The organism is Arthrobacter sp. P1_C12_2 (assembly GCF_056406415.1).
The window spans coordinates 22630-44880 of record NZ_JBFUAF010000003.1 but is presented as its reverse complement, the minus strand read 5'-3'; the positions used below and the strand labels follow the sequence as shown (position 1 = coordinate 44880).

Here is a 22251-nt window from a genome sequence, read left to right as displayed (position 1 = left end):
AAATGCAGCTGGCGGCCTGGGCCGGGGTGTGTCTCGCGGCGGCCTTCCTCTTCCGTAAACGGGCCAGGGTGCCATTGGCTGCGGTCCTGGGCCTGTGGCTGCTGGTGCCGGCGATCGGAGCCGCGACGCTCACGGGAGTGTCCTCCGGCCCCCTGTCCGTCCATCCCGCGACCTGGCTGGTGCTCTGCATCTTCCTGGTGAGGCTGTTTCACGATCCGGCCAGTGTTCGGATTGTCCTGGGCCGTCATTTCCTGCTGTTCCTGGTCCTCGGCCTGGTCATCGTGGCGGCGTACCTGGCCACGTCGACGTCCGATAGTGGCGGCGGCATGGTGCTGTTGGTGGACCAGATTATGTTGCCCGTGCTGTTCTTCCTGCTGCTGCTTGCCGAAGCCGTTCGTGGCGGGGGACTTGTGGTGCTGCTGCGCGCCGTGCTGCTGGTCCTCGTTGCGCTCGCATGTGCCGTGGCTGTCGCGCAGTGGCTAAGCGGCAATGTCCTGTTCTACGAGGCAGGATTCAAGACCCAGTACTGGTTCGCCCGGAACTCCGGGCGCTGGATGGGGACGCTGGACCAGCCGCTCGCCCTGTCCCTCGTTGTCAGTGTTGCGGCGCCGCTGGTGGCGGGGCTGACACGTCAGTGGCTGCAGGCCGGGCTGTTGGGACTCATGGCCGTAGCGGTGCTGATTTCGCAATCCCGCGTGGGACTCGTGGCCTTGGCCGTGGCAACCGTGGTGGTGGTGCTTTTTGTCCGGCGGCCTGTCTGGGTCAAGACGGCGATGCTCCTAGTGATGACGGGAGTGGGCGCAGCCATCATGGTCTCCCCGCTGGTGGCGGGCGTGGCGGCGCGCGTTGCCAACGACACCGGGTCCAGCGAGGCGCGCGGCATTGCCCTCGATTACTTCATCAGCCGCTGGCACGACTATGCCGTGGCCGGACAGGGGATCGGCTCCAGCTATCGGGTGGCGGTCCAGGCCGGGCTGCAAACGAGCTTCGAGAATCCGATCCTGATGTACGGCATCGACTTCGGCCTCCTGTTCGCCGTGCTCTACTTCGGTGCCATGACCGTATTGGTGCTCCGCGGCATGAGGACCGGCTACCCGGGCCTGGCGCTGGCCGCGATCATGGCGCTGGTCATTCCACAGACCTACAGCTCCCTGGCCACCCGTTCCGCCGGCGGCATCGTCGTCTGGACGGTGTTGGCCATGGTGGTCATCGCAACCGACGAGGCGCGCCATGCGGCGACCCCGCCCGTCCCCGCCACAGCACCAGGGAGGGCCCCGGCCCTCACCCCCGCGAACCTGCCGGGCCTCACGTCCGCGTGGGCTCCCGGCGATGCCCCGGCCCAAGTCCCCGCAAACTTGCCGGGCCCAGGATCGCCGTGATCGCGCGGCGGCAGTTCCTGGGCCTCGCCGCAGCCGGGGCGGTGCTGGGCGTGGCTGGATGCTCTTCCTGTCCCGGAAACTCCACGGCGCCCGGGGCCACGCCCCGGCCGCGGCCTGCGATCGTCCCGGCGGCGACCGCGGCCAAAGAATTCGTCACGACCGGCGCCATCGCGGCGCCGGGGGCCACAGGGCCCTTCACGGTCGCCACCCTGCTGGAGGCGCCGTCGTTCTTCGTCGCGCACCGGGGCTCTGGGGACAACTGGCCGGAGCACACCATGCGGGCCTACAAAGGAGCGGCGGCCGCCGGCCTGAAGGCGATCGAAGTATCCGTTTCCGCCACGAAGGACGGCGTGCTCGTCTGCCACCACGATTTGAACACCCAACGGCTGACCGGCATCGACCTGACCATCGCCCAGGCGCCTTACGCCGCGCTGGAGCCGCTGCGCAATGACGCCCGGGCCTGGCTGGGCCCGGACACCCCGCTGGAACCCATCCCGCTCCTCACCGACGTCCTGGACACCTTCGCCGCCAGCCATGTGATCTTCCTTGAGGACAAGCCCGGGACCAACGCCGACGAAATCCTGGCCCTGCTGGAGAACTATCCCGCGGCCCGGGACCATGTGGTGTGGAAGCAGCCGGCTGCCTCGCGGGGACACGAGCTCGCCGCGGCCAGGGGCTACACCACGTTCGGCTACCTCACCGCGCGGGAGCAGGACAAGGCGGCCGGGCTCATCCCGCGGGCGGACCTGCTCGGCATCCACCACAACGCGCCGGAGGCCATGATCCGCCAGTTGGTTGCCTCCGGCAAGCCGGTGCTCGCCTGGGAGCTGCACCGGCGCACCGAGCACGCCCGCCTGCAGGAGCTGGGCGTGCGGGGCTTCATTTGCTCCAACATCCGCTATGTCCTGCACCAGGAGGAACCGCTCCGGGAAGACGGCTTCTCCACCGGCCGCCGCGGAACCGGCGATCTGCCGTGGGCTGCCGACGCTGTTTGGGATGGGCAGCCGGCGTTTGCCGACGGAGCCCTCAGCATCTCCGGCCCGGACCAGTCCGGCTATGTCCTGGGCTCCCTGGCAGGGGCGGTCGACTCCCCGGACTGGGAATTCGAGTTCGAGCTGCGCTGGCCGTCCGGACTCCCGGGGGCAGGCCCGGGCGCGGGGGTGGCCTTCGGCCAGGACGCAGACTCGCCCTACCGTCCGGGGTCCGCCCTGAAGGTTCCCGGCTATTCCCTGGACGTCGCCGCGGACGGCATGCTGGCGCTCTACCGGCACGACGCCGGGACCGAGGCGCCCGTCCGGCTGGCCGAGTCCGGCAGCCCGGCGCCGCGGCCGGGGGAGTGGCTGAAGTTCGTGGTTGCGGTGGGTCCATGGCGCATCAGCGTCCGCCGGGACGCCGGCGGCACCTCCGGCGCAACCGTCTCGGCCGAGGACACCCGCTACGGCGGGGCGTGGCTGACCCTGCTGAAGAATTACGACGCCGGACCTCCCATCGAGTTCCGCGGTGTGCGGGTCCGCGCGGTGGCCGCGCAGGAGGGCTGCGGGAACGTGGGATAATTAGGTTTAATCTGTGTGACGTATTTCGCGCGGCCGGCTGCCCGGCCGGCACGGGATGCGCCGCAGCGAACGCCGATCCAGGAGTCTCCGCCATGGTTGCCACCCCAGCCCACCTCCGCCGCTCTGCCGCCGCGCTCGGAAACGAGGAGGTCCTGAGGATCCGCAACGACTTCCCGATCCTGCAGCAGCACGTCAACGGCCGCCCGCTGGTCTACCTGGACTCCGGGGCCACCTCGCAGAACCCGCTCAGCGTGCTCGAGGCCGAGCAGGAATTCTATGAGCAGCGGAACTCCGCGGTCCACCGCGGAGCCCACCACCTTGCCGTCGAGGCCACCGAGGCGTTCGAAAACGCCCGGGAAACGGTGGCGGATTTTGTCGGGGCGGAGTGGGATGAACTGATCTGGACCTCCAACGCCACGGAGGGCCTGAACCTGCTCACCTACTCCTTCCTCAACGCGTCCCTGCCCGGCGCCGGACCCGAGGCGGCCCGGTTCGCCCTGGCCCCGGGCGACGAAATCGTCGTCACGGAGATGGAACACCACGCCAACCTGATCCCCTGGCAGGAGCTGGCGGCCCGGACCGGCGCCGTCGTGAAATTCATCCCGATCGACGACGCCGGCGCCCTGGACCTGGAGGCCGCCGCCGGCATCATCGGCCCGCGCACCCGCGTCCTGGCGTTCACCCACGCGTCCAATGTCCTGGGCACCATCAACACTGTAGCCGCCCTGGTGGCCCTGGCCCGGTCCGCGGGTGCCCTCGTGGTGCTCGACGCCTGCCAGTCCGCGCCGCACCTGCCTCTGGACGTCAAGGCCCTCGACGTCGACTTCGCCGTGTTCTCCGGCCACAAGATGCTGGGCCCCACCGGAATCGGCGCCCTCTATGGCCGCTCGGAGCTGCTCAACGCGATGCCGCCGTTCCTGACCGGCGGCTCCATGATCACCACCGTCACGATGGAACGGGCAGGTTTCCTGCCGAGCCCGCAACGCTTCGAGGCAGGCACCCAGCGCATTTCGCAGGCGGTGGCACTGGCCGCGGCGGTGAACTACCTCAGCGAAACCGGGATGGACCGCATCCACGCCTGGGAAGCCGAACTCGGCCAGCGCCTTGTGCGCGGCCTGGAATCCCTCCCCGGAATCCGGGTGCTGGGCCCCGCGGCGGGGCAGGAACGGATTGGCCTGGCGGCGTTCGACGTCGCGGGCGTCCACGCGCACGACGTCGGCCAGTTCCTGGACAGCCGGGGCATCGCCGTGCGGGTCGGCCACCACTGCGCCCAGCCGCTGCACCGCCGGCTCGGGCTGACGGCGACGACGCGCGCCAGCACGTATCTTTACAACACCACGGACGATGTGGACGCGTTCCTGAACGCGGTCGCCGATGTCCGTGCCTACTTCCAAGCCTAGGACGGACATCCATGAGTCTTGACCAGCTCTACCAGCAGATCATCCTGGAACACGCCAAGGCCCGGCACGGCAGCGGCCTGGCCGCCGCGGCCGCACCCATGGACGCCAGCAGCGGCCAGTCCCACCAGCTGAATCCCACCTGCGGCGACGAAATCACGGTCCGGGTGTCCGTGGCCGCCGGGAAGGTCAGTGAGCTGCGCTGGGACGGCGACGGCTGCTCAATCTCGATGGCCTCGGCGTCCGTGCTGACGGACCTGGCCGAGGGCAYGAGCGTCGAGGAACTCCGCACCGTCATTGACAGCTTCCGCGAGGTGCTGCGTTCGCGCGGCAAGGTGCCGGCCGACCCGGAGGTGCTGGGCGACGCCGCCGCGTTTGAGGGCGTGTCCCGTTACGCCGCCCGGGTCAAGTGCGCCATGCTCTCATGGGTGGCCGCGGAGGACGCCCTCGGTCAGGCGCTGGCAGCCTGAGCGCAGCACTCTAGGGCCGGCCCAGGCCCTTGTAGGTCCAGCCGGCAGCCCGCCACTTGGCCGGGTCCAGGACGTTGCGGCCGTCCAGGATGCGCGGCGCGGACACGAGCGCCTTGGCCGCGTGCGGATCCAGCTCCCGGTACGCCTGCCACTCGGTCAGCAGCAGCACGGCATCGGCCTTCTGCAGCGTCGTCTCAAGGTCCGGCTCCAGCTGGAGCTCGGGGAAGCGCTTGGCGGCGTTGGGCAGGGCTTGGGGGTCGGTGACCGTCACCACAGCGCCCTGCAACTGCAGCTGCGCGGCGGCGCTCAGTGCGGGGGAGTCGCGGACGTCGTCGCTTTCGGGCTTGAAGGCCGCACCCAGGACGGCGATCCTTTGTCCCATCAGGGTGCCGCCGCAGAGCTCCCGTGTGAGTTCCACGACGCGGGTCCGGCGCCGCATATTGATGGCGTCAACCTCCCGCAGGAAGGTCAACGCCTGGTCGGCGCCCAGTTCGCCCGCGCGGGCCATGAAGGCACGAATGTCCTTGGGCAGGCAGCCGCCGCCGAAGCCGATGCCTGCGTTCAGGAATTTCCGGCCGATCCGCTCGTCGAGCCCGATCGCATCGGCCAGCCTGGTGACGTCGGCCCCCGTGGCTTCACAGACCTCGGCCATGGCATTAATGAAGGAAATCTTGGTGGCCAGGAAGGAGTTGGCAGCCGCCTTCACCAGTTCCGCCGTGGCGTAGTCAAGCACGAGCCGGGGCGTCCCCCCGGCGAGCGGCGTGGCATAGACCTGGTCCAGGACAGCCACCGCGGGATGCTCTTCGTTGCCGTCCGGTGTCCCGTAGACGAACCGGTCCGGATTCAGGGTGTCCGCCACCGCGTGGCCTTCGCGCAGGAATTCAGGGTTCCAGACCAGCGTGGCGCCGGGCTCTGTTTCGGCCAGCACGTCGGCCAGCCGTGCAGCGGTTCCCACGGGCACGGTGGATTTCCCGGCGACGACGTCGCCGGGGGAGAGGTGGGCGGCGAGGGCCGCGACGGCGGCGTCAACGTAGCGCAGATCGGCGCCGTTTTCCCCGCGCTTTTGTGGGGTTCCGACACAGATGAAGTGGACCTCGGATCCGCGGGCGGCGGCCATGTCGGTGGTGAATCTCAAGAGCCCGGATTCTTCCAGCTCAGAGAGGAGATCGTCCAAAACAGGTTCATAGAACGGGGCGTGGCCTGCTGACAGTTGCGCCACTTTATGTTCGTCGACGTCGATGCCGACAACTTCATGACCCAGCTTTGCCATGCAAGCAGCATGAACAGCGCCCAGATAACCGCAACCGATAACCGAGATCCGCATAGCTGCCGTGTCCTCCCGCCGTGGATAGTTCACAGCGTACGTGTCGGGTCCGGGTTTCGTACACGGTCATGGAATGTCATGAGGACCAGGGCCGCGATGGCGCCAATCATGGCGCCGAACGTGTTCGCGGCGACGTCGGCGACGGAGGGAAAGCGCGCCGGGAGGAAGGCAAGCTGGGCGAGCTCAATCAAGACCGAGACCACGAAGCCGACGGCAATCCCGCCCCACCACAGCCGCGCGCCCAGGATCCGGGCCACCAGGGCGCCCAGGGGAAGGAACAGGATCACGTTGGCGGCCAGTTCCACTACCCCGTAGTCGAAGGAGGCGGGGACGCCCCAGCGGTGCAGCTTCCGCAGCGCCCGCATCAGCAGGTCGGAGGTGCCCTGGTCCACGGGAACGGGCCAGAGCGCAATGAGGCCTAGGCCAAGCACATAGGCGCCCAGTGCCCACATGGCCGCACGTCGGGGTAGCAAACGGCGTCCCCTTTACAACAGGTGGTGGTCCTTGTCGGGCATCAAAGTGCGCCTGGCCAAGGAATCAGGAAACTTGAGCAACAGCAATGCGACCGAGACCGGAAGGACCCAGGCGGCCACAAATTCAACGATCTGCGGGACGCTGTCAGGCAATAGCCAGAGTGGAACCGCGTGAAGCAGGATCAGCGGTGTCCCCATCTGGACGACCCGGGAAATATTCCGTCCGACCGTTTCGGGGAGAGCATCAGCCAACGGCCGCGCGAGTGCCAGGGCCGCCAACGCGATGAGTGTGGCGACGGCAATGCTGAGCACGGGCGTCCCGAAGTCCGCGGACTTGAGCGTCATCCTGGCACTGATCCCCGTCACGACCAGCACTGCGCACGCCGCGACGATCACTGCGGCTACCAAAGGCAGCCGGCGGATGCGTGTTTCGCTCTGCCGGTAGGCGTACCCGGCCGCCATGAAGAGGACTGACACGGCGCCGACGTCGACCGCGCCTGGCTTGTCCCCGAGTAACTGCCCATCAAAGACCGTGGCCGCGAGGGCGATCGCCAGGGCGCCGACGAACACGGGCCAGGGGGCCTTCATGAGGATTCGAAAGAGGATGGCCGCAACGAAAATCGCGGTCATGAACCAGAAGGCCGTGAATGGTGTGGTGGCCCGTTCCCCACCCCAGAGCAAGTCCAGGGCCCGCCTTCCCAGATCGCCACCTCGCTGGCCTCCCAGCATCAACCGGGCGAAATACGGAACAGCCAGAATTACCAGCCAACCGACGTAGGGTACGAGCAGCTTCCACGACTGATACCGGAGATCTTCGGCAACGGTCCGTTTCGAGGACCACAGGTACCCCGACAGGACAAAGAAAATGGCCACGTACCCGCCGATCGGGTACTGCGTCCAGACATGGCCGGCAACGACGACCACCAGACCCAAAAGGCGCACAATGTCGATCCGTACCGAACGCTTCTGCCGCAGTACTGCTGACGTCAATTGCTCTGTCACTGGTACCCTGTTTTCCCCTGGGGAACGGGCGCCAGATGGTCTCTTGGACCGGCACCTTGATTGGGAATATTAGCAGTAGCGCCGCCACGTCACTAGGGAAGGAAGTCCGGCACACCGGCGGGCATATGACCGCCGGTGTGCCGGATGCTAGCTGACCAGCCCGGCCACGCCAATCGCCGCCGTCGCCGCCCCCAGCAGCATGGAGATGCTGACCAGGACCACATGGACGGTCAGGAAGCGCGTGGCCTTGCCGTTGGCATCGCGGGCACGCGGATCCTTCATGACCCGGCGCAGGAACTGCGGCCAGACAACCAGGGACCAGACGCCGGCGACGATCAGGACGACGGCGAGGACCGCGGGCAGTTCCACAGGGTCAGTGGCTTTCGAGCCAGGCCTGGGCCTGCTGGGACTGCAGGTTCAGGGCCTTGCCGACCATCGGCTCTGCGGCGTCGGCGATCTTGCCGCCAAGGAACGGCACCGAGGAGGTTACGTCGCCCTCGAGCTCGATCCGAGTGCTGCCGCCTTCGGACACGAGACGCTGGACAGCGTTCACGTCCAGCGGGGCGCCGGAGACCTTGAGGGAGATCTTGCTCTGTCGGGAGCCGTCGGCTGCGGGGGCCTCCCAAGCCTCCAGCTGTGTCACCTTCAGGCTTGCGCCGACAAATTTCCGGGCGATGTCGGGCATCCGGGTGGTGGGGATGGTCCGCACGCTGGTGGTGCTGAAGGCGCCGGCGGGGTCTCCGTCAATGGCGAAGGATTCCAGGGTGCCGCCGACGAGTTCGCTCGTGTGGCGCAGGAAGTCTTCATTGACGAAAACCGCGGTAACGCGGTCAACGCTGTGCGGAACGGTGGTGGATGCACTCAGGGCCATGGGGGGTCCTCCGTGATGTGTAAATGGACGTTTCGGGCTCCAACATCCTACGTGGTGTGCCCGGCAGGCTCCGATTCGAGGTTTTCCAGATCCCGGGCGGCGGCAGTGATGTTCCGCGACATGGCGGGAAAGATGACGCTGTGAAACGGCAGCACGGCGAGCCAGTAAAGACGGCCGCTGAGGCCCTTGGGGAAGAAGATGGCGCGCTGGCGGTAGCGGCTGCCCGACCCCTCCGGCTCCACGGACAGTTCGAGCCAGGCCCGGCCCGGGGCCCGCATTTCGGCCCGCAGCCGCAGCAGCCGGCCGCGGTCGATCCGCTCGACCCGCCACCAGTCCACCACCTCGCCCTCCGCCAGCAGGTGCGGGTGCCGCCGGCCGCGCAGCAGCCCCGCCCCGCCGGTCAGCTTGTCCAGCCAGCCGCGAACCTGCCAGGCCAGCGGCAAGGAGTACCAGCCGTTCCGGCCGCCGATTCCTTCAATGACTGTCCACACATACTTGGGGTCCACGTCGCTTGGGAAGCTGCGCTCGTCCACGTACACCGCGTGGCCGGACCAGTCCGGGTCGCTCGGCAGGGGATCGGCGTCGACGCCGGCGCTGGCCCACGTGGTCTCCACCTGGCCGTCACGTTCCTTGCCCAGAGCGAGGGCCACGGCCCGGCGGTACGGGGTCAGGCCGCCCTCCGGCACGGGGATGTATGCATCGATGTCGTGCTCGCCCGCGACGGCGTCGTGCTGGAGCGATTCCACGAGCGGCAGGGACATGGAGAGCGGGATCGGGGTGGTCAGCGCCACCCACACGCCGGCCAGTTTGGGCGCCGGCACCGGCAGCGCCAGCACCACCCGGTGCGGCAGGCCCGCCTCGGCGGCGTATTCCTGCATCATTCCGGCGTAGCTGAGCACCTGGCGGCAGCCGATGTCGAAGGTCCGGTTGATGGTTCCATCCAGAGACGCCGCCGCCACGAGGTAGTACAGGACATCGCGGACGGCGATCGCTTCGATCTTGTTGCGCACCCAGCTCGGGGCCGGCATCAGCGGGAGCGCTTCGGACAAATGCCGGATCATTTCGAAGGACGCCGAGCCTGAGCCGATCACGACGCCGGCCTGGAAGACCACCGCGTCCACCGGGCTGTCCAGGAACACCTTCCCCACCGCCTCGCGTGAACGCATGTGGGTGGACAGTTCGGCCCCGGTCGGGTGCAGGCCGCCGAGGTAGACAATCCGGTCCACTCCGGCAGCGGCCGCGGCCCGGGCAGCCGTCCCGGCCATCGCCTTTTCCTTGGCCTCGAAGCCGGCCCCGGCCGCCATGGAATGGACCAGGTAGTACAGGACGTCGACGCCGTCGAGCGCGTCCTGCAGGGCGCCGCCRTCGTCGAGGCTGCTGTGGACCACCTCGACGTCGTCCAGCCACGGCACGCCGGCGATCTTGGCCGGGGTGCGGACCACGACTTTGACCCTGTGTCCGGCTTCCAGAAGCCGGGGGACGAGCCGGCCGCCGATGTAGCCGGTGGCCCCGGTGACGAGCACGGTTTTCGGGGCGGCGGCCTTTGCGGTGGCTGCCTGCGGGGCTGGAGCAGGAGTTTCAGCGGGTTCAGGGGTTGCGGTTGTGCCGTTCATGGTGACTCCTTGTCGGCCAGCAGTCAGCCAGCAGTTGGCGGGTGGCCTACCAAGCGATTCGGTGCGCGGCCCGCGTTGGATGGGCCGCCCTCTCCTCCCGCCAGCCTAGCCCCGCCGGCGGCGCCCCGGACAGGTCCCGCCGGCCGGGCCCGTCGGCGGGCCGCGGGGCTCCGCGGTAGGCTTGGAGGGCCCGGGATTCTCACGAATTTCGGCTATTCGTGTTGCCTGCACCCCGTGATCCCATCAGGAGCAACAGCTATGAGCCTCAACGGCCCCTCTCTCACCGGTTTGCGCCGTGTCCTCGCCGAAGACCGGAATTACGCCCGGATCCAGGCCGAGGCCGCCCGCGGGTTCGCCGCCCGCAGCGAGGACTACCAGATCAGCGCCCCGGCCGGAATGCGGTCCACGTTGCTCGCGGAAATGGCGGACGGACTCGCGACGCTCGCGGGGAACGAAGCCGGCTCCGCCGAAACCGGCCCCGTCGGGGCGGGCACAGGAGTGCCCGTGGTCCTGGCCGTCACCGCGACCGGCCGCGAGGCCGAGGACCTGACCGAGGCCCTGCGCGCCTTCTTGCCGGCCGACGCCGTCGCGGAGTTCCCCAGCTGGGAGACGCTGCCGCATGAGCGGCTCTCCCCGCGCTCGGACACCGTGGGCCGGCGGCTGTCCGTGCTCCGGCGGCTCGCGCACCCCGAATCGTCCACCGCCGGCGCGCTGCGGGTCGTGGTGGCCCCCGTCCGCGCCGTCGTGCAGCCGATCGTCGCCGGCCTGGGCGAACTGGTGCCGGTCACCCTGAAGGTCGGCCAGGAGGCCCCCTTCAGCGGTGTCGTCAAGAGCCTCGCCGACGCCGCCTACGCCCGGGTGGACATGGTGACCCGCCGCGGCGAGTTCGCCGTCCGTGGCGGCATGCTGGACGTCTTCCCGCCCACCGAGGACCACCCCATCCGGGTCGAGTTCTTTGGCGACGAGGTGGACCAGATGCGCTGGTTCGCCGTCGCCGACCAGCGCTCGCTGACCGGGCCCGGCCTGCACCATCCCACCGAACTCCACGCCCCGCCGTGCCGCGAAATCCTGATCACGCCCTCCGTCATGTCCCGCGCGGCCACCCTGAAGTCCCAGCTCCCGGCCGCCGCGGACATGCTGGAGAAGATCGCCGGCGGCATCGCCGTCGAAGGCATGGAATCGCTGGCCCCCGTGCTGGTGGACGCCATGGTGCCGTTCCTGGACCAGCTCCCGGCGGGTTCCATCGCGGTGGTGATCGAGCCGGAGAAGGTCCGCACCCGGGCCCACGACCTCGCCGCCACCAACGAGGAATTCCTCGAGGCGGCCTGGTCCACGGCGTCCGACGGCGGCACGGCACCGCTCGACCTCAGTTCCGCGGCGTCCGAAGCCCTGCACTCGGCCAGCTTCCGGTCGCTGACCGACACCCGCACCGCCGCCCTGGAACACGGCGTCTCCTGGTGGTCCATTACCTCGCTGGCCAGCGACGAAGAGCTGCTGCCCGACGTCGACGTCCTGAACCTGCACGCCCGGGAACCCCGCGGCTACCAGGGCGACGTGGCGGAAATGATGGACTTCATCGGCTCCCGCGTCCGGGACCAGTGGCGGATCGTCGTGGTCACCGAGGGCCCCGGCCCGGCGCAGCGCCTCGCCGAACTCTTCCACGACAACGACATCCCGTGCGCCCGGGTCGACACCCTCGAGGCGGACCCGCAGGCCGGGCTGATCGAGGTGACCACCGCCGCCGTCGGCCGCGGTTTTGTCCTGGATCCGCTCAAGCTGGCGCTGCTGACCGAGGCCGACCTGCTGGGCCGGACCTCCGCCGGTTCCACGAAGGACATGCGCCGGATGCCGTCCAAGCGGCGGAACGCCGTGGATCCGCTCCAGCTCGTGGCCGGGGACTCCGTGGTGCACGAACAGCACGGCATCGGCCGTTTTGTGGAGCTGATCCAGCGCAAGGTTGCCGGTGGCGGCGAAGGAGTGCGCGAATACCTGGTCCTGGAATATGCCCCGTCCAAGCGCGGAGCCCCGGGCGACCGGCTCTTCGTGCCCACCGACCAGCTGGACCAGGTCACCCGGTACGTCGGCGGCGACACTCCGGCGCTGAGCAAGATGGGCGGCGCGGACTGGGCCAGCACCAAGTCCAGGGCCCGCAAGGCGGTCAAGGAGATCGCCGGCGAGCTGATCCGGCTGTACTCGGCCCGGATGGCCTCCCGCGGCTATGCCTTCGGCCCGGACACCCCGTGGCAGCGGGAACTGGAGGAGGCCTTCCCGTACGTGGAGACCCCGGACCAGCTGACCACCATCAACGAGGTCAAGGCCGACATGGAGCGCGAGATCCCGATGGACCGGCTGATCTCCGGCGACGTCGGCTACGGCAAGACCGAGATCGCGGTCCGGGCCGCGTTCAAGGCCGTCCAGGACGGCAAGCAGGTCGCCGTGCTGGTGCCCACCACGCTGCTCGCCCAGCAGCACTACGAGACGTTCACCGAGCGGTTTTCCGGCTTCCCGCTCGTCGTCAAGCCGCTGTCCCGCTTCCAGAGCGGCAAGGAGGCCAAGGAAACCGCCGACGGCGTCAAAAGCGGTTCCGTGGACGTCGTGATCGGCACCCACCGGCTGCTGTCCAAGGACTTCGGCTTCAAGGACCTCGGCCTGGTGATCGTGGACGAGGAGCAGCGCTTCGGCGTCGAACACAAGGAGGCGCTGAAAAAGATGCGCACCAACGTGGACGTCCTGGCCATGAGCGCCACCCCGATTCCGCGCACGCTGGAAATGTCCCTGACCGGCATCCGCGAAACCTCCACCCTGGCCACCCCGCCGGAGGAACGGCACCCCGTACTCACGTACGTGGGCCCGTACACGGACAAGCAGACCTCCGCCGCGATCCGCCGTGAGCTGATGCGCGAAGGACAGGTGTTCTTCGTCCACAACCGGGTGTCCACGATCGACCGCACCGCGGCAAAGATCCGCGAACTGGTCCCGGAGGCCCGGGTGGAAGTGGCACACGGACAGATGTCCGAGAGCCGGCTGGAACAGATCATCGTGGACTTCTGGGAAAAGCGCTTCGACGTCCTGGTCTGCACCACCATCATCGAGACCGGCCTGGACATCTCCAACGCCAACACCCTGATCGTGGACGGCGCGGACAAGTACGGCCTCTCCCAGCTGCACCAGCTGCGCGGACGGGTGGGCCGCGGCCGGGAACGCGCCTACGCCTACTTCCTCTACCCCTCGGAAAAGCCGCTCGGCGAGGTGGCGCTGGAACGGCTCAAGGYCGTCGCGACGCACAACGAGCTCGGCGCCGGCATGCAGCTGGCCATGAAGGACCTGGAGATCCGCGGCGCCGGCAACCTGCTCGGCGGCGAGCAGTCCGGCCACATCCAGGGCGTCGGATTCGACCTCTACATCCGGCTGGTCGGCGAGGCCGTCGCCGAATACCGCGGCGAGGCCGAGGAGAAGGCCGCCGAAATGAAGATCGAACTGCCGGTCAACGCGCACCTGCCACACGATTACGTGCCGGGCGAACGGCTGCGCCTGGAGGCCTACCGCAAACTCGCCAGCGCCATCACCTACGAGGCGATCGACGAGGTCCTCGCGGAACTCGTGGACCGCTACGGCGAACTGCCGCTGCCGGCCACCAACCTGATCGACGTCGCCCGGTTCCGGGTGGGCGCCCGCGAGGCCGGATTGTCCGACGTCGCGCTGCAGGGCAACTTCATCAAGTTCTCCCCGGCGCAACTGCCCGAGTCCAAGCTCATGCGCCTGACCCGGATGTACCCCGGCGCGCAGGCGAAGCCGGCCCTGGACGCGGTGCTCGTCCCGAAGCCCAAGACCGCCAGGATCGGCGGCCGGGACCTGCAGGACGCCGAGATCCTGGAGTGGGCGAACGGCGTGATCCGCAACATCTTCTCCGACGCCCCGTTAGCGGTGAAATAAAAGAATGATGGGAGGACATCACGCCGCGTCAGGAGCCGCGGCGTGGGTAGCCATTGCCTCGACCGGCCCGTACACGCTTGGCTGGTACCCCCTGGATCCCGCCGGAATCGTGATCGGCGCCATGGCGACGGCGGGGACCGCGCTGGTCTGCGACTGGGACCACCGCGCCAGCACGGTGGCGCACGCGCTGCCGCCACTGTCCAACCTGGTAGCGCGCGGCATTGAGAGCGCCAGCGGGGGCCACCGGCAGGGCACGCATTCGGTGCTGGGCGCGGCGTTCTTCGTGCTGTTGGCCACGATCGCCGGGCAGTGGCAGGTGCAGACCCAGTGGGGGCTGCTGTCCGTCGGGGCCGGCCTGCTGTGCATGTTCATGATCAACATCGCCGCGAAGGCCCTGAAACTCTTTCCGAAATACGGCTGGATCAGCAACTGGATCGTCGGGCTGCTCATGGCAGGCCTCGTGACGTGGTTTGCGCCGCACCAGTGGACCTGGTTGCCGGTTTCGATGCTCACCGGGGTGCTGGTGCACATCGTGGGGGACATGATCACCACCGGGGGAGTGCCGCTGCTCTGGCCACTGGTGATCAAGCCGCCGAAGGTCCTGCGGAAACTGCCGCTGCTGAAAAACATCTGGAGGGCCAACGGGGCGTTCTCCATCCCGCTGCTGGGCCGGGCGGGCTCGCGGCGCGAATGGTTCGTCCTGATCCCGGTGAGCGGCTACGCCATGGTGGGGATGTTTGGCGCCGCCCTGGCCGTGGCCAAAGCGCACTTCCCGGCAGCCCTGGCACTGGGCACAGGGCTGGTCAAGGGCCTCTTCGCGCTGCTGCCCGGCTAGGCCGCGCCGGTCCAATGACCGAAAGCCCGTTAAATGACTGAAGCTCCGGAAGATCCGGAGCTTCAGTCATTTAAGAAAAGGCAGAGCCTAGTTTTCGCCAGCCGAATCCGAACGGCCCAGCAGGGTCTGCGGGATCCAGAACGAGGCAGCGAAGAGGACCAGGCAGACCGCCATCGGCCAGACGTTCTCCAGCGTCAGGAAGGCCAGCGAGTAGATCGCACCGAGGAACAGGACCATCATCGGCACGAACAGGGCGATGCTGGATCCGAGGCTGTTCTCGACGCGCCGGGACGGGGTGGTGTTGCTGGACATTCGTTCCTCCTCGGCCCCGGGGGGCTCTCAAAACTGTGGGCGCTCCCGGCGCGGATCAGTACGCGGACGAACCCTGTTCACCCTTGACGATCGCGATGCCGGAGCTGGCGCCAATACGTGTTGCACCTGCAGCAATCATAGCCTGAGCATCGGCCAGGGAACGCACGCCACCGGAGGCCTTGACGCCCAGGTCCGGGCCGACGGTGCGGCGCATGAGAGCAACGTCCTCGGCCGTGGCCCCGCCGCCGTTGAAGCCCGTGGAGGTCTTCACGAAGTCGGCCCCTGCCTCCACCGCGGCCTCGCAGGCGAGCACCTTCTGGTCATCGCCCAGCAGTGCCGTTTCGATGATGACCTTCAGGATGGCTCCGCCCTCGTGCACGGCGGCGGCGACGGCGGCGATGTCGTCCACCAGCGTGCCCTTGTCATTCGCACGGGCCGCGGCGATGTTGATGACCATGTCCACTTCTTCGGCACCGTCCAGGACCGCGCCGCGGGCCTCGAAGGCCTTGACGTCGCTCGGCGTGGCGCCCAGCGGGAATCCCACCACGGAGCACGTCAGGACGCCGGAGCCCTTGAGCGCTTTCTTGACGGTCTTGACCCAGACCGGGTTCACGCAGACCGACTTGAAGTGGTACTCGGCCGCCTCGGCGCAGACCTTGAGGATCTCCGCCTCGCTGGCCTCCGGCTTGAGCAGGGTGTGGTCGATGTAGGAGGCGATATTGGGCGTGCCCGCGGTGGCGGCTTCGTGGCTCATGGTGGTCCCTTTCGTGGCGGGCCTGGGACGCGGCGGTCCCTTCCCGGGCCTTGTGGGCCTGCGGGCCCTGGCGGCGCCGCACGGTGCGCGGCTTATCAGGGAACCATCTTGCCATAGGACCGTGCCCGGCGGATGCCCCAGCCGGGCCGCCCCCGCACGTTCAGGCGGCGGCCGCCAGGGGCCGGGCCATGGTGGCCTGAAGCAGCTGGGAAGCACACACCGAGGCCGCGGAACCGGAGGCCACGAGCAGCCCCAGCCGGACGCCGTCGTAGGCTGCCGCGTCACCGATCGCCCAGATGCCCGGCACGGAGGTCCGGAAGTCCTGGCCGATGACAATCCCGCCGCCAGCAGCGGTGGCAAGCCCGGCCGTGGCGGCCAGCTCGTCGCGGGCAATGCGCTCCTCGGCGAGGATCACGAGGTCACCGTTCATGCTGGAGCCGTCCTCGAAGACGATGCCGGACGCCGGCAGGACGGACCCGGCGACGGAGGGAACGACGGCGGCGGGACGGACGGTGGTGCGGACCGGGCGGACGCCGCGGGCCCGGAGGACGGCCTCGGCCTGGCCGGCGGCCGAGCCCGTGCCGACCAGGATGCCCAGGGGGCGGCGGCCCAGGACCCGGGTGACGTCCTTGACGGCCTCGCCCAGCCGGGCGGCGTCGTCGATCGTGGAATAGCTCAGGCACCGGGCGGCACCTTCCACCGGCACCTCGGCGGGGGCGGAACCGGTGGCGATAACGAGCTCGTCGTAGGTGAACTCCATGCCGTCGGCGGTGGTCACACGGCGGTGTTCCGCGTCGATATAGCTGGCCGGCTGGCCGAAGCGGACGGACACCTGGGGCAGGACGGCGAGCTCCAGCAATTCCTCGGGGGCGTCGTCCCGGTTGCTGAGGACCGTGATGGCGCCGGCAAACGGGGTCCGGGTGAGCTGCCGGACGAGCGCCTGGGCGGCCCGGCCGGCGCCGGCGACGACGATCCTGGGCCGGGCGGCCGTTTCGGCAGCGGCTGTCGAAGCGCCTGTCGAGGAGGACGTGGAGGTGGGAGACAATGCCGGAGCGGACATGTGCAGGCCCTTTCGCTGGGTGGCCATCGTGTGGCCGGTGTGCTTGATGAACCCCAGCGTAGGCGTCCGATTTTTCCGGGGTGTTTCCCCGGTGTTGCCGCTTTTGCCCTGCCCGTTCGCCAGTATTTACCGGCCGGTAATGCCGTGCGTCACACCCGGCGGCGGACCCTCCGTGGAGACAGCTCAGACACCTCCGTTACACCCGGATCCGGTAGCCGCGCTTCACCACGGTTTCCACCAGCCGGGAGTCCGGCAGCGCGGACCGCAGCCGGCTGACGGTCATGTCCAGGGCGTGTACGGAACCGCGCAGCTCCAGCAGGTCCGAGAGCGCCTCGCGGGACAGCACGGCCCCGCCGGCGCCGATCAGCGCGCGCAGCAGCAACAGGGGGGCCGGTGCCATCTCGACCGGCTCGCCGTTGATCCGCAGCGAGCGGCCGCGCAGCTCCACGCTGCCGGAAACGGTGTCGAGCCGGCGGACGTGGTTGAGCGCCAGGTGCTCGCAGACCAGCCGGATCAGGGCGCCCATCCGGAACCGTTCCGGGAGCAGCGGGTGCAGCCCGGCATCGAGCAGCGGCTGCGCGGTGATGGGCCCGACGACGGCGGTGGCCACGGTGGTCTTCAGACTCTCCACGAGCTGTTTGTAGACGCCCATCTCGTGCGCCGTGCTCCACATGGCGTCCACGGCGGGAGCGCTGGTGAAGGTCAGGACATCGAGGTTCCCGCTGCACGCGGCTTCGATGAGCTTGGGCAGCCGGTCGGCGCCGTCGGGCTTGACCCAGCGGTACGGGGTGACCGTCAGGACGGTGGCGCCGGACATGCGCAGGCGCTCAAGCTGGCGAACATCGGTGTAGCCGTGCAGCTGCACCGCGACTGTCTTGCCCCGCACGCCCTCGGCCAGGAGCATGTCCACAAGTGTGGCCGTGGTTTCGTCGCTGCTGATTCCGACGTCGGCGAGCCCGGCGGCACGCACGGCGCCGCGGGCCTTGGGCCCGCGGACGAACATCCGGGTGGCGGAGAGGGTCTCCAGCAGCTGCTCGCCAATGCCAAACGTGTCCGCGGCCTCGCACCAGCGGCGCATGCCGTAGGCGGTGGTGGCGATGCACAGATCTGGCCGGGCGGCGATGACCGCCCGGGTGTCCTCGATCAGGCTCAGGTCCTCCTGGACCGGGGCGATCTTCAGTGCCGGGGCGTGAAGCACCTCGGCACCGCGGCGCTCAAGGGCCTCGATGAGGTCCTGAGAGCGGCGGTGCGAGGTGACGCCGATCCGGAAGCCGTCCAACGGAAGGTCCCGTTCGGTCGCGTCGTCGGCAGGTTCCGGCGCGGGCGCGCCGGGCGTTCCGGGGGTCAATAGGGGAGCTAAGGGGGACAGGGGTGCGCCGGGCTCCGGGAAGGCTGCGGCGACGGCGTTCAATGCGCTCATGGGAATCCTTACGCCTCCATCAGTGATGCGGCCAGGCGGTCGAGTTCTGCCGTGGCCTCGACACAGCCCCGGTTTGCCTCGGCCACCCGGACAACATCCCCGATCACCAGGACGGCGGGGTTGCTGCAGCCCGCGGCCGCGGAGGTGATGGTGCCCAGCTCGGCGATCGTGGTGCGCTGGCCCGGGCGGTAGCCGCGTTCGACGACCGCCATCGGCATGTCGGCCCGCATCCCGGCCCGGCGGAGCCCGGCTGCGAGGTGGTGCAGGGTGCCGATGCCCATCAGGACCACAATGGTTCCGCCGAGCCCGGCCAGGTGCGTTAATTCGTTTTCGGTCAGCGGGGCATGCCCGGAGACCACGGTGAACATATGGCTGACTTCGCGGTGCGTGACCGGGATGCCGGCGGCGGCAGGAACCGAGATGGCGCTGGTGACTCCGGAGATGACGCGGACCGGAACCCCGGCCGCGACGCACGAAGCGACTTCCTCTCCTCCCCGCCCGAACACATAGGGGTCCCCGCCCTTGAGGCGGACCACGTTGTTGCCGGCCTGCGCGCTTTCCACCATGAGCCTTTCAATGTCAGCCTGGCTGACCTTGTGGTGGCCGGGCTTTTTGCCCACATCCACGAGCTCTGCGGAGGTCAGGGACGGCAGGTCCTGGTACGGTGCGAGCCGGTCGTAGAAGACGACGTCGGCGTCCCGCAGCGCCGCCACGGCCGCGACGGTGAGCAGCTCGGTGGTCCCGGGGCCGCCGCCGACCAGCGTGACGTGGCCCGCCGGGCCGGCAGCGGGCTCGGCCGCCACCGGAATGCCGGTGGCATGGCACCGGCCCAGGAGGGCCTCCCAGCCGGGCTGGCCGTCGTCGACCGCCGCCACCAGGAACGGGCGCTCGGGCAGCGGGCCGTCCATGCCTGCGCCCTGCGGGGTGCTGAGGCGGAACACGACGGCGCCGGCCGCTTCATAGCGCCGCACGGCCTGGCGCGCGGCGTGGTCCGCGCCCGTGACCAGTACTTCGCGTCCGGTGAGGTCAATGGTGAGCTGCATGGCTATACCTCGTTCTCGTCAGGCAGTTCCGGGGTGGCGGCACGGACCGGAATGGACGCCCCGATCAGGACTGGCTGCTGACCGGCCAGCGCCTTCTCCTCCGCCGTGGCGGGGCGCATCTGGCCGCGCTCGTCGGAGACGAAGGTGATCGAATCGTCCTTTTGGTCCGGGGCGTTGACGAAGGAGCGGAAGCGGCGGAGGCGCTCGGGATCCTTCAGGGTGTCGGCCCACTCGTCGACGTAGGTGTCAACGTGCTTGGCCATGGCGGCTTCCAGGTCCTCGGCAATGCCCAGGGTGTCGTGCACCACCACGTCCTCGACGTGCTTGATGCCGCCGTCGAGCTCTTCTTGCCAGCGCGCGGTGCGCTGCAGGCGGTCGGCCGTACGGATGTAGTACATGAAGTACCGGTCGATGTACTTGATCAGGGTTTCGTCGTCGAGGTCCTTGGCCAGCAGCTCGGCGTGCGCCGGGGTGGCCCCGCCATTGCCGCCGACATACAGGTTCCAGCCGTCCGCAGTGGCGATGACGCCGACGTCCTTGCCCCGGGCCTCCGCACATTCGCGGGCGCAGCCGGAAACACCCATCTTCAGCTTGTGCGGGCTGCGGAGGCCGCGGTAGCGCAGCTCCAGCGCGATGGCCATGGCCACCGAGTCCTGGACGCCGAAGCGGCACCACGTGGAGCCGACGCAGGACTTCACCGTGCGCAGGCTCTTGCCGTAGGCCTGGCCGGATTCGAAGCCGGCGTCCACCAGCACCTTCCAGATTTCCGGCAGCTGCTCCAGCCGGGCACCGAACATGTCGATCCGCTGCCCGCCGGTGATCTTGGTGTAGAGGCCGTATTGCTCGGCGACCGCGGCGATCACGCCGAGTTTCTTCGGGGTGATCTCGCCGCCGGCGATCCGCGGAACCACCGAGTAGGTGCCGTCCTTCTGCATGTTGGCCAGGGCGCGGTCGTTAGTGTCCTGGAGGGTGCCGCGGCCGGCGTCCAGGACGTACGCGCTGTTCTGGCTGGCCAGGATGTTGGCGATGGTCGGCTTGCAGATATCGCAGCCGGCCCCGGTGCCGTACTTGGCCATGATCTCCTCGAAGGAAGTCAGTTCCAGGACACGGATGGCGTCGAAGAGTTCCTGGCGGGACAGCTCGATGTGCTCGCACAGGGCCTTGGAGACCTCGACGCCGGACTTGGTCAGTTCGGTCTCGAGCAGCTTCTTGAGCATCGGCACGCAGGAACCGCAGCTGGTCCCGGCGCGGGTGCAGCCCTTGAGCTCGCCGAGTTCCTGGACGGGCGCGTTGCCGTCGCAGGCCCCGCAGCCGTTGACGGTGTCGCGGATGGTTCCGGCAGAGACGTTGTTGCAGGAACACAGAATGGCGTCGTCCGGCAGTTCGGTCTCCGGGGCGTCGCCGCCGCCGGCCGCAGTGAGGTAGGCGCCGGGCTCGGCTGCCAGTTCGCGGCCCAGCATGGGGCGCAGGGACGTGTAGGGGGAGGCGTCGCCGACGAAGATGCCGCCCAGCAGGGTCTTGGCATCGTCCGTGGTGACGATCTTCTGGTAGACGCCGCGGGCGGGATCGGCGTAGACGATCTCGAGCGCGTGTTCCGTGCGGGCGAAGGCGTCACCGAAGCTGGCGACGTCGACGCCGGAGAGCTTGAGCTTGGTGGCCGTGTCGAAGCCGGGGAACGTTGCGTCGCCGCCGTGCAGCCGGTCCGCGACGATTTCGGCCATCGTGTTGGCCGGGGCCACGAGGCCCAGGCACATGCCGCCGAAGTTGGCGACCTCGCCGATCGCCCAGATGCCGGGAACCTCCGTGGAGCAGTCGTCGGAGATGACGACGCCGCCGCGCTGGCCGAGCTGGAACTTCGGCTCCTCGCCCTCCGCAGCCCGGAACAGCTCGTCGCGGGGCCGCACACCGATCGCGACGATCACGAGGTCGGCGTCGATGATCCGGCCGTCGGCCATGAGGACGCCGGTGACCTGACCGTCGTCGTCGGAGAGGACCTCGGAGGGGAACACCCCGCCGTGGACGGTGAAGCCCTTGGCCTCGATCAGCCGGCCGAGCGCCTGTCCGGCACCCTCGTCCAGCTGGGTGTTCATGAGCCACGGCGAGCCGTTGATGACGATCGGGGTGGCGCCGAGCTGTTCGGTGCCGGCGGCTGATTCCAGGCCCAGCAGACCGCCGCCGATGGTGACTGCGGTGACCTTGCGGCCCAGCTTCGCGGTGAGGTCCGCGATCGCCTTGTTGATGGACCAGACGTCCTCAAGGGTGCGGTACACGTGGGTGAGTTCGGCGCCCGGGATGGGCAAACGGGCCGCGTCCGAGCCCGTCGCGACTACAAGCTCGTCATAGGGATAGACGGTTCCCGCCGCGGTCCGGACCGTCTTGCCGGCGGCGTCGATGCTGATGACGCGCTCGCCGGTCTGAAGATTCAGGGCCGTGTGGTCCCACATGGAGGCGCTGCCCAGGGTGAGGTCGACGTCGCTGTCGGTGAGTGCCTTGCTCAGCGCGACGCGGTCGTAGGGGAGGTGGGCTTCCTCGGTGAGGACTGTAACGTGCCAGCCATCGAGGCCGCGGGCATGCATGGCATCGGCGAAACGGTGCGCTGCGGGGCCGCCGCCGGCCACCACAATACGGCGCGGGGCGGCGCTGGCTGCGTCCTGGTTCGGGTGGCTTGAGGGGTGTCCGGTCACGGTGGGCCTTTCGCATGGGCCACAGACGGTGCTCTGCAGCTTGTCGTCCCAGACTAGGCAACCGGAATTTCGCTTCAGTTTCCCTTATGTTTCGTGATCTTAACTTCTGCATCACGAATGCATTTCCT

General features: G+C 68.9%; 18 protein-coding genes. 6 read left to right on the top strand and 12 right to left on the bottom strand.

The annotated features are described in order from the left end of the window. Positions 1 to 68 precede the first annotated feature (68 nt). From AC1DZQ_RS04905 to sufU, 4 genes are all read left to right on the top strand, one after another. On the top strand, positions 69 to 1379 hold the full coding sequence (locus tag AC1DZQ_RS04905) for a hypothetical protein (RefSeq protein WP_476962451.1): 1311 nt from the start codon (positions 69 to 71) through the stop codon (positions 1377 to 1379). Further along, complete coding sequence (locus tag AC1DZQ_RS04900) at positions 1376 to 2932, top strand: glycerophosphodiester phosphodiesterase (protein ID WP_476962450.1); 1557 nt, start codon at positions 1376 to 1378, stop codon at positions 2930 to 2932. The genes AC1DZQ_RS04905 and AC1DZQ_RS04900 overlap by 4 nt, the downstream gene beginning before the upstream one ends. A gap of 92 nt (positions 2933 to 3024) precedes the next feature. After that, positions 3025 to 4332 (top strand): aminotransferase class V-fold PLP-dependent enzyme, encoded by a 1308-nt coding sequence (locus AC1DZQ_RS04895; RefSeq protein ID WP_476962449.1) that lies wholly within the window; start codon positions 3025 to 3027, stop codon positions 4330 to 4332. 11 nt (positions 4333 to 4343) lie between these two features. Further along, on the top strand, positions 4344 to 4799 hold the full coding sequence (sufU, locus tag AC1DZQ_RS04890) for a Fe-S cluster assembly sulfur transfer protein SufU (RefSeq protein ID WP_476962448.1): 456 nt from the start codon (positions 4344 to 4346) through the stop codon (positions 4797 to 4799). Between the two features lie 10 nt (positions 4800 to 4809). On the opposite strand, the gene AC1DZQ_RS04885 is transcribed toward sufU, so the two are convergent. From AC1DZQ_RS04885 to AC1DZQ_RS04860, 6 genes are all read right to left on the bottom strand, one after another. Then, positions 4810 to 6123: a UDP-glucose dehydrogenase family protein gene (locus AC1DZQ_RS04885; RefSeq protein ID WP_476962447.1), complete on the bottom strand. Its 1314-nt coding sequence runs from the start codon at positions 6121 to 6123 to the stop codon at positions 4810 to 4812. Between the two features lie 29 nt (positions 6124 to 6152). Further along, positions 6153 to 6596, bottom strand: a complete 444-nt coding sequence (locus AC1DZQ_RS04880; protein WP_476962446.1) for a VanZ family protein — start codon at positions 6594 to 6596, stop codon at positions 6153 to 6155. Between the two features lie 12 nt (positions 6597 to 6608). Then, positions 6609 to 7598 (bottom strand): acyltransferase family protein, encoded by a 990-nt coding sequence (locus tag AC1DZQ_RS04875; RefSeq protein WP_476962445.1) that lies wholly within the window; start codon positions 7596 to 7598, stop codon positions 6609 to 6611. A gap of 147 nt (positions 7599 to 7745) precedes the next feature. Further along, the gene (locus AC1DZQ_RS04870; protein WP_476962444.1) at positions 7746 to 7967 is read right to left on the bottom strand and encodes an SCO4848 family membrane protein; all 222 of its coding nucleotides are present in this window, start codon (positions 7965 to 7967) and stop codon (positions 7746 to 7748) included. A 4-nt stretch (positions 7968 to 7971) separates the two neighbouring features. Next, complete coding sequence (locus AC1DZQ_RS04865; RefSeq protein WP_476962443.1) at positions 7972 to 8469, bottom strand: DUF2505 domain-containing protein; 498 nt, start codon at positions 8467 to 8469, stop codon at positions 7972 to 7974. 47 nt (positions 8470 to 8516) lie between these two features. Continuing rightward, on the bottom strand, positions 8517 to 10082 hold the full coding sequence (locus AC1DZQ_RS04860) for an SDR family oxidoreductase (protein ID WP_476962442.1): 1566 nt from the start codon (positions 10080 to 10082) through the stop codon (positions 8517 to 8519). A 258-nt stretch (positions 10083 to 10340) separates the two neighbouring features. Between AC1DZQ_RS04860 and mfd the strand changes: the two genes are divergently transcribed. Continuing rightward, on the top strand, positions 10341 to 14015 hold the full coding sequence (mfd, locus tag AC1DZQ_RS04855) for a transcription-repair coupling factor (RefSeq protein ID WP_476962441.1): 3675 nt from the start codon (positions 10341 to 10343) through the stop codon (positions 14013 to 14015). Positions 14016 to 14019: 4 nt separating this feature from the next. After that, complete coding sequence (locus AC1DZQ_RS04850; protein ID WP_476962440.1) at positions 14020 to 14850, top strand: metal-dependent hydrolase; 831 nt, start codon at positions 14020 to 14022, stop codon at positions 14848 to 14850. 87 nt (positions 14851 to 14937) lie between these two features. On the opposite strand, the gene AC1DZQ_RS04845 is transcribed toward AC1DZQ_RS04850, so the two are convergent. The 6 genes from AC1DZQ_RS04845 to nirB all read right to left on the bottom strand — a co-directional run bounded on the left by AC1DZQ_RS04845 (position 14938) and on the right by nirB (position 22123). Next, entirely contained in the window at positions 14938 to 15162 is a 225-nt protein-coding gene (locus AC1DZQ_RS04845; protein WP_476962439.1) for a hypothetical protein, read from the bottom strand. A 55-nt stretch (positions 15163 to 15217) separates the two neighbouring features. Beyond that, a complete protein-coding gene (gene deoC, locus AC1DZQ_RS04840) occupies positions 15218 to 15916 on the bottom strand; it encodes a deoxyribose-phosphate aldolase (protein ID WP_476962438.1) in 699 nt (232 codons plus the stop codon). 160 nt (positions 15917 to 16076) lie between these two features. Then, on the bottom strand, positions 16077 to 16976 hold the full coding sequence (locus AC1DZQ_RS04835; RefSeq protein ID WP_476962609.1) for an FAD-dependent oxidoreductase: 900 nt from the start codon (positions 16974 to 16976) through the stop codon (positions 16077 to 16079). A gap of 196 nt (positions 16977 to 17172) precedes the next feature. Further along, positions 17173 to 18345, bottom strand: a complete 1173-nt coding sequence (locus AC1DZQ_RS04830) for a uroporphyrinogen-III synthase (protein ID WP_476962608.1) — start codon at positions 18343 to 18345, stop codon at positions 17173 to 17175. Positions 18346 to 18404: 59 nt separating this feature from the next. After that, positions 18405 to 19439, bottom strand: coding sequence for a uroporphyrinogen-III C-methyltransferase (cobA, locus tag AC1DZQ_RS04825; protein ID WP_476962437.1), 1035 nt, complete (start codon positions 19437 to 19439; stop codon positions 18405 to 18407). Positions 19440 to 19441: 2 nt separating this feature from the next. Continuing rightward, positions 19442 to 22123 carry a nitrite reductase large subunit NirB gene (gene nirB, locus AC1DZQ_RS04820; protein ID WP_476962436.1) on the bottom strand — a complete coding sequence of 894 codons (2682 nt, stop codon included), beginning with the start codon at positions 22121 to 22123 and terminating at the stop codon, positions 19442 to 19444. Positions 22124 to 22251 lie beyond the last annotated feature (128 nt).